Here is a 6590-nt window from a genome sequence, read left to right as displayed (position 1 = left end):
CAACCATGTCCCCGCACATGTGTCCACCATGTGTCCGGTCCGTACACGCTTTTGCAAAGTGACTCGCTGTAAGAGCGAAACCATAAGTCGCCGTGACCTAAATAACGGATATGCCCCCAATCAATGCGCAATACACACCGACTTCAGCTCGGTATAAGCCTCAATCACCGCCCGCCCAAACTCCCGCCCCATCCCCGATTGCTTCACCCCGCCAAACGGCATCGCCGGGTCCAGCAACACATGCGCATTCACCCAAACCGTCCCCGCCTCGATCCGCGGCACCAGGTTCATCGCCTTACCCAGATCATTGGTCCAAAGACTGGCCGCCAACCCATACCGATTGTCATTGGCCAACTCAATCACCGCATCCTCATCATCAAACGCCATCACCCCCAACACCGGCCCAAACACCTCCTCCCGGGCCACCGCCATCCCATGATCGATATCCGCCAAAATCGTCGGCCGCACATAAAACCCCTCACCCGCAACCTCATCCCCACCGATCACCACCCGCGCCCCTTCAGCCCGGGCCTGCTCGATATGGCGCAGTACCCCTTGCTGCTGCTTGCGCGACACCAACGGATTAATCGCCGCCTCACCGTCCATCCCCGCCCCCAACGGCATCGCCGACACCGCCGCCGCCAACCCCTCGACAAACCGGTCATACACCGAACGATGCACATAAAAGCGCGAAGCCGCCGCACACACCTGCCCGTTGTTCAGCAACCCACCCAGGATCGCCCCCTGGATCGCCTTATCAATATCCGCATCCGCCAACACGATCATCGGATTCTTGCCCCCCAACTCCAGGGCAAACCGCGTCATGTTCTCCATGCACGCCACCCCCACGCTCTTGCCCACCGCAGTCGAACCGGTAAACGACACCTTGCTCACCAACGGATGAGCAGTCAGAACGCCCCCCACCGAGGCCCCGCCACCGGTCACCACGTTGAACACCCCCGCCGGAATCCCCGCCTCCAGCGCCAGCTCCGCCAGGCGCATCGCCGTCAGCGGCGTTTCCATCGCCGGCTTGATGATCACCGTGCACCCGGTCGCCAGCGCCGGCATCAATTTCCAGGCCGCAATCAGCAGCGGGAAATTCCACGGCACGATGCCCACCACCACGCCCACTGGCTCGCGCTTGGTGAACGCAGTGAACCTGGCCCCCGGCGGCAAAGGGATGGACACGTCGAAGGTCTGCCCTTCGATCTTGGTCGCCCAGCCCGACATGTAGCGCATGAACTCCACCGTGGCGTTCAGATCCAGCCCCCGCGCCAGGTTGATCGACTTGCCCTGGCTCAGGGTTTCCAGCTGCGCCAGCTCCTCGGCATGGGCCTCAACCAATGCGGTGAAGTTCAGCAAAATCCGCTCACGGTCGGCCGGGCGCAATCCCGACCACACGCGGGACTTGAACGCCGCATGGGAAGACTGCACCGCCTGCTCCACCACGTGCAGCGGCGCATCGAGGGTTTCGCACAGGGTTTGCCCGGTGGCCGGGTTAATCACCTTGATGTGTTCGCCCTCGGCAAATACCCATTGGCCATCGATAAAGCAGCCATGACGACGGTCCAGGAATGCAGCCACCTGCGGCAGGATTTCAACGTTGCTCATGATTCACCTGTATTCAATGTTGTTCTTTGAGAAAGCAGGCGACCGCTTGGCGATCGTCGGCCGAAGCCAGGCCCATGTAGGGCATGTAGGTGCCGGGCACAAACGCCTGGGGTTGGGTGATGAATTGCGCGATGGTCTCGGCTTGCCACTCGACGTTTTTGTCACGCATCGCCTGGGAGTAGCTGAAGCCCGCCAGGGAGCCGGATTTACGTCCGTAAACGCCCGCCAGGTTCGGCCCCATCATTGTCGCGCCGCCCTTCGCCACCGCATGGCACACGCTGCATTCGTTGGCGAAAACCTGGGCGCCACGGCTCTGGTCAGGGCCGCATTCAGCGGCGAATGCGCTGTGGGCCAGGACCAGCGACAGCAGGCCGGCCAGGGAAAATCTGTGTGCAGTGAACATAGAAAAACGACCTTGGAAATCATCGAAGTTGCCGACGATTGTCAGGGCTCAAGGTCGCTCGGGTTTTGCCCTGCGTGCCAGTCGTATTGGCCGGGCTGCCAAACCGTGGATTCTGGCAAGCACAGTCAAGTCTTTGGCAACCAGACAAAAGGCACGTCACTTCGCCAGCATTAGTATCGCGGCAGACCCCAACCCTGTGGTCATGAACAAGAATGGATGCCACACCATGCTCAAGTCCCCCTTGCTTCGTCTCTCGACCCTCGCGCTGATGATCGGCGCCAACCCGGCCGGCGCTTATGAGCTGTACGCCGATGACAGCAGTCATCTGAACGCCACGCTGGAAGCGGTATTCGGTGCCTTCCACAGCCAGCAGAACTACAGTCAATCCGGCCGCCTGGCCAAGGGCTCCTCGTCCTGGCGCGAGGGCTACGTGAAGTACGGCCTGAGCTTCGACAAAAGCTTCAGCGGCGCCGGCACCACCTACGGTGCGGCCAACCTGCTGAGTTCCGGCACCTGGGGCGACGGCGATGCCGCAGGTTTCAGCGACGGTTCGGAGCGCACCACAAAATTCGAAGACGCCTACCTCGGCTGGCGCTCGGGCAAGTTGTTTGAGGCCCTGGGCGAGAATGGCGTGGACCTGTCCTTCGGCCGCCAGAACATCGTGGTCGGCGACGGTTTCCTGATTGACGGCGACGCGCTGAACTTCGGCAAGGGCGTGGCCGATGGCGACCTCAATCGCGGCGGCGGCTACTACATCGCCGCCCGCAAGGCCTTCGACGAAACCGCCGTGTTGCGCCTGGGCGGCAAGGAAGGCTGGCGCAGCGACCTGATGTGGCTCAAGTCCGATAACCGTGCCCAGGCCAAGACCGAGATGTACGTCGCCACCCTCGAACACGTGGCCGCCGAAGGCACCGTGGGGCTGACGTACATCGATACCACCGACGTCGACAAGCAGTACGCCTCCCCCACGCAGCTGGAACGCGATGGCATGAAGACCTACAGCCTGCGGGCCACGGGCAATGCCGGGGTGACCAACCTGTTCCTGTCCGGCGAATACGCCTGGCAGGACAAGCCCCACACCGGCAACGAAGACGCCTGGTACCTGGAAGCTGGCTGGACCTTCTCCGACGTGACCTGGACGCCGTATGTGAGCTACCGCTACAGCCGTTTCTCGGAAGGTTTCGACCCGCTGTTCTACGGTTTCAGCCGTGGCTACGGCACCTGGTTCCAAGGTGAAGTGGCGGGCAACTACGCCGGGCCGTTCAACAACAACTCACGCATCCAGAACGTCACGTTCAAGGTTTCGCCCCTGCAGAACCTCAACGTCGGCGCGGTGTTGTTCGACTTCAAGACCATCGACCGCAACCTCGGCAACAGCGACGGCCACGAGCTGGACCTGTATGCCGAATGGCACGTCAACGACCACCTGACGGTGATGCCGCTGATCGGCCTGTACCAGCCGGACAAGAGCGCCGAGCAAGGCGGCACGCAGCTGGGCAACCACGATAAAAACCTCTACAGCCAAGTGGTGTTCGCCACTAACTTCTAAGCCCGGCCGGGGCGGTGGCGCCGCCATCGCCCCGCCTGGCCAAGGCCTTCGCAATGCACACGAAATTCCTCACGATCCAGAGCAAGATCGCCCTGCTCGCCGGCCTCTGCCTGTTATTGGTGGTCGGCCTGCTGATGAGCCTGTCGCTTTACCAGACCCACCAGAGCAGCCAGCACGTGGCCCAGGCCAGCAGCGACATGCTCGCTGCCGCCGCCAAGGAACACATGCAGGCCCTGGGGCAAGTTCAGGCCATGCAGGTGCAACGCACCTTCATGCAAACCCATGAATACGGCCAGGGCTTGTCGCGTTATGTGCTGTACCTGCGGCAACTGCAACAACAGGGCAAACTGACCCGCCCAGAGTTGCGCCAGGAGCTGAATACCCAGCTGCGCCAGGCCCTGGTCGACAAGCCCGACCTGCTCGGGATTTACGTCATTTTCGAAGCCAATGCCCTGGACGGTGACGATGCCCACTTCGTCGACCAGGCCGCCGTCGGCAGCAACGAGGCCGGGCGCTTCGCCCAATACTGGGTGCAGGCCACCCCGGGTGAACTGACAGCGGTAGTCGGCGACGAAGCGCTGCTGGCCAATACCTCGCCCGGCCCCAGCGGCGCGCCGTACAACGCCTTCTACACCTGCGCCCGCGACACCGCCAGGGCCTGTGTGCTGGAGCCGTATTTCGACGAGGCTTCCGGCAGCCGCAAGCTGGTGACCAGCATTGCGTTCCCGCTGATGGAGCACGGCAAGGTGATCGCGGTGATTGGCCTGGACATCAACCTGGCGGCCTTGCAACAGGCCAGCCAAACCAGCGCCGGGCAACTGTTCGACGGCCACGGGCAAGTCAGCATCGTCAGCCCCAAAGGCGTGATTTCCGCCTACAGCGAGGACGCCAGCCGCCTCGGGCAGCCGATCAGCGAAGTCATGCAGGATGGCGCCCAGGTACTGGACGCGTTGCGCCAGGGGCAACCGCAAACCTTTGTCGATCAACAGCAAATCAAGCTACTCGAACCGCTGGCACCGATTGCCGGTGCCGCACCGTGGGGCGTTCTGGTGGGCGTGCCGCAGTCGGTGCTGCTGGCGCCGGTCACCGCGCTGCAACAGCAACTCGATGCCCAAGGGGTGAAAAGCACCGCCCTGGAACTGCTGCTGGGTGGCGGCTCGGCCCTGCTCGGCCTGCTGTTGATTTGGTACGCCGCGCTGCGCATCACCCGGCCGCTGCAAACCCTGACCCGGGTGATGGAAGACATTTCCCGGGGCGAAGGCGACCTGACGCGGCGGCTGGAGGTGCAATCCCGGGACGAGATCGGCCAGTTGGCCAGCGCCTTCAACCGTTTTGTCGAACGCATCCACCAGTCAATTCGCGAAGTGTCTTCAGCGGGGCTCGGGGTCAACCAGGTGGTCAAGCGGGTGTTGCTGGCCTCGAATTCCTCGCTGAACAACTTCGATGAACAGGCGACCCGCACCAACAGTGTCGCGGCGGCGATCAACGAACTGGGCGCCGCCGCCCAGGAAATCGCCCGTAATGCCTCCGACGCTTCGCAGCAAGCCTCCGGCGCCCGGCAACAGGCTGAGGATGGGCGCCAGGTGGTGGAGCGCACGATTGCCGTGATGAATGAACTGTCGGGCAAGATCAGCGCCTCGTGCGTGCACATCGATGCGCTGAATCACAAGACGGTGAACATCGGGCAAATCCTGGAGGTGATCAAGGGCATCTCCCAGCAGACCAATCTGCTGGCGCTGAACGCCGCCATTGAAGCGGCCCGGGCCGGTGAGGCCGGGCGCGGGTTTGCGGTGGTGGCCGATGAGGTGCGCAGCCTGGCCTATCGCACCCAGGAGTCGGCGCTGGAGATTCAGCAGATGATCGAAGAGCTGCAGGTGGGCGCACGGGAATCCGTCAGCACCATGACCGAGAGCCAGCAGCACAGCGAGGAAAGCGTGAGCATCGCCAACCTGGCGGGTACGCGGCTGGCCAGCGTGACGCAGAGGATTGGTGAGATTGATAACGTCAACCAGTCGGTAGCGGCGGCGACCGAGGAACAGACGTCGGTGGTGGAAGCGCTGAATGTGGACATTACCGAGATCAATATGCTGAACCAGGCCGGGGTGGAAAACCTGCAGTCGACGCTGCAGGCCTGTACCGAGCTTGAGCGTGAAGCGGAACGCTTGAATCAGCTGGTGGGCAGCTTTCGCATCTGACCAACAACTGCCCCGCAGGCCCCATGTGGGAGCGGGCTTGCTCGCGAAGACAGAGTGTCAGCCAATGAATAGGTTTCTGATACACCGCCTTCGCGAGCAAGCCCGCTCCCACATTTGATCCCCTGCATCTTCAGCAATGGGCGCCAGCATGCTCAATCCGGTGAAACAGCCGGTTGAAGTACACCAGGCTGTCGCCCTGCCCCCGCACCCCAACCCGCGACAATTCCACGAACATCACCGAATGCGACCCTACCTCCTTGCACTCACTGATACGCCCTTCCAGCTGCACCAGCGCATCCCGCAGCACCGGCACCCCCACCTCGCCTCCGTCCCACAGGTCCCAGGCAAACCGCTCCGCCATGGGCACCTGGGTCATCCCGGCAAAGTGCCGCGCCAGCTCTTCCTGCTCCCCGCACAGCACGTTCACGCACAGCTGCCCATTGGTACGGAACACATCATGGGTCGCACTCCCGCGGTTCACGCACACCAACACCGTGGGGGGCGAATCCGTCACCGAGCACACCGCACTCGCCGTGATCCCGCAACGCCCGCCCGGGCCGTTGGTGGTGATGATGTTCACCGCGGCCGGCAGTTGCGCCATGGCGTTGCGAAAGTCGATTTGCTGCTGGCTCAGGTCGGCCATGTCGGTGCCCCTTTACGGTCCGTGGGTGATGCCACAAGACTAAGACGCCCCGTGCGGCGCGACCATTCAGACGATCCCCATGCCGACTAGGTGGTTTCTTTATCGTCAGGGCCGTTCACACTGGGTATTCTGCTGGCAAGGCTCCACAGATGAGCCAATGTCCGCCGCAGCGTGCCCGCGTGCGAAAAC

5 protein-coding genes and 1 pseudogene are annotated in these 6590 nt (G+C 62.8%); 3 read left to right on the top strand and 3 right to left on the bottom strand.

The features are described from left to right. Positions 1-120 precede the first annotated feature (120 nt). Together A462_RS29710 and A462_RS29715 are read right to left on the bottom strand one after the other, a co-directional pair. Positions 121-1611 carry an aldehyde dehydrogenase family protein gene (locus tag A462_RS29710; RefSeq protein ID WP_008431084.1) on the bottom strand — a complete coding sequence of 497 codons (1491 nt, stop codon included), beginning with the start codon at positions 1609-1611 and terminating at the stop codon, positions 121-123. Between the two features lie 13 nt (positions 1612-1624). Continuing rightward, positions 1625-2014 carry a c-type cytochrome gene (locus A462_RS29715; protein ID WP_008431083.1) on the bottom strand — a complete coding sequence of 130 codons (390 nt, stop codon included), beginning with the start codon at positions 2012-2014 and terminating at the stop codon, positions 1625-1627. 226 nt (positions 2015-2240) lie between these two features. Here A462_RS29715 and A462_RS29720 point away from each other — a divergent pair, with 226 nt between their 5' ends. The 3 genes and pseudogenes from A462_RS29720 (at position 2241) to A462_RS35135 (ending at position 5758) form a co-directional block, all read left to right on the top strand. After that, positions 2241-3563 carry a hypothetical protein gene (locus A462_RS29720; RefSeq protein WP_008431082.1) on the top strand — a complete coding sequence of 441 codons (1323 nt, stop codon included), beginning with the start codon at positions 2241-2243 and terminating at the stop codon, positions 3561-3563. Between the two features lie 53 nt (positions 3564-3616). After that, positions 3617-4903: pseudogene (locus A462_RS35140) on the top strand (HAMP domain-containing protein); the annotation flags it as partial. Between the two features lie 24 nt (positions 4904-4927). Then, on the top strand, positions 4928-5758 hold the full coding sequence (locus A462_RS35135) for a methyl-accepting chemotaxis protein (RefSeq protein WP_371132386.1): 831 nt from the start codon (positions 4928-4930) through the stop codon (positions 5756-5758). Between the two features lie 130 nt (positions 5759-5888). Here A462_RS35135 and hpaC read toward each other — a convergent pair whose 3' ends face one another. Further along, a complete protein-coding gene (hpaC, locus tag A462_RS29730; RefSeq protein ID WP_008431080.1) occupies positions 5889-6401 on the bottom strand; it encodes a 4-hydroxyphenylacetate 3-monooxygenase, reductase component in 513 nt (170 codons plus the stop codon). Positions 6402-6590 lie beyond the last annotated feature (189 nt).

This window comes from Pseudomonas sp. Ag1, from assembly GCF_000278565.1.
In the GTDB taxonomy this organism is placed as follows: Bacteria; Pseudomonadota; Gammaproteobacteria; order Pseudomonadales; family Pseudomonadaceae; genus Aquipseudomonas.
Note: the sequence above shows the minus strand (reverse complement) of the source record. Positions and strands in the feature narration are given on the sequence as shown.

Excerpts from the sequence above, each read along its gene's own strand:
- hpaC (WP_008431080.1), bottom strand. The coding sequence starts at position 6,401 with ATGGCCGACCTGAGCCAGCAGCAAATCGACTTTCGCAACGCCATGGCG.
- A462_RS29715 (WP_008431083.1), bottom strand. The coding sequence starts at position 2,014 with ATGTTCACTGCACACAGATTTTCCCTGGCCGGCCTGCTGTCGCTGGTC.
- A462_RS29710 (WP_008431084.1), bottom strand. The coding sequence starts at position 1,611 with ATGAGCAACGTTGAAATCCTGCCGCAGGTGGCTGCATTCCTGGACCGT.
- A462_RS29720 (WP_008431082.1), top strand. The coding sequence starts at position 2,241 with ATGCTCAAGTCCCCCTTGCTTCGTCTCTCGACCCTCGCGCTGATGATC.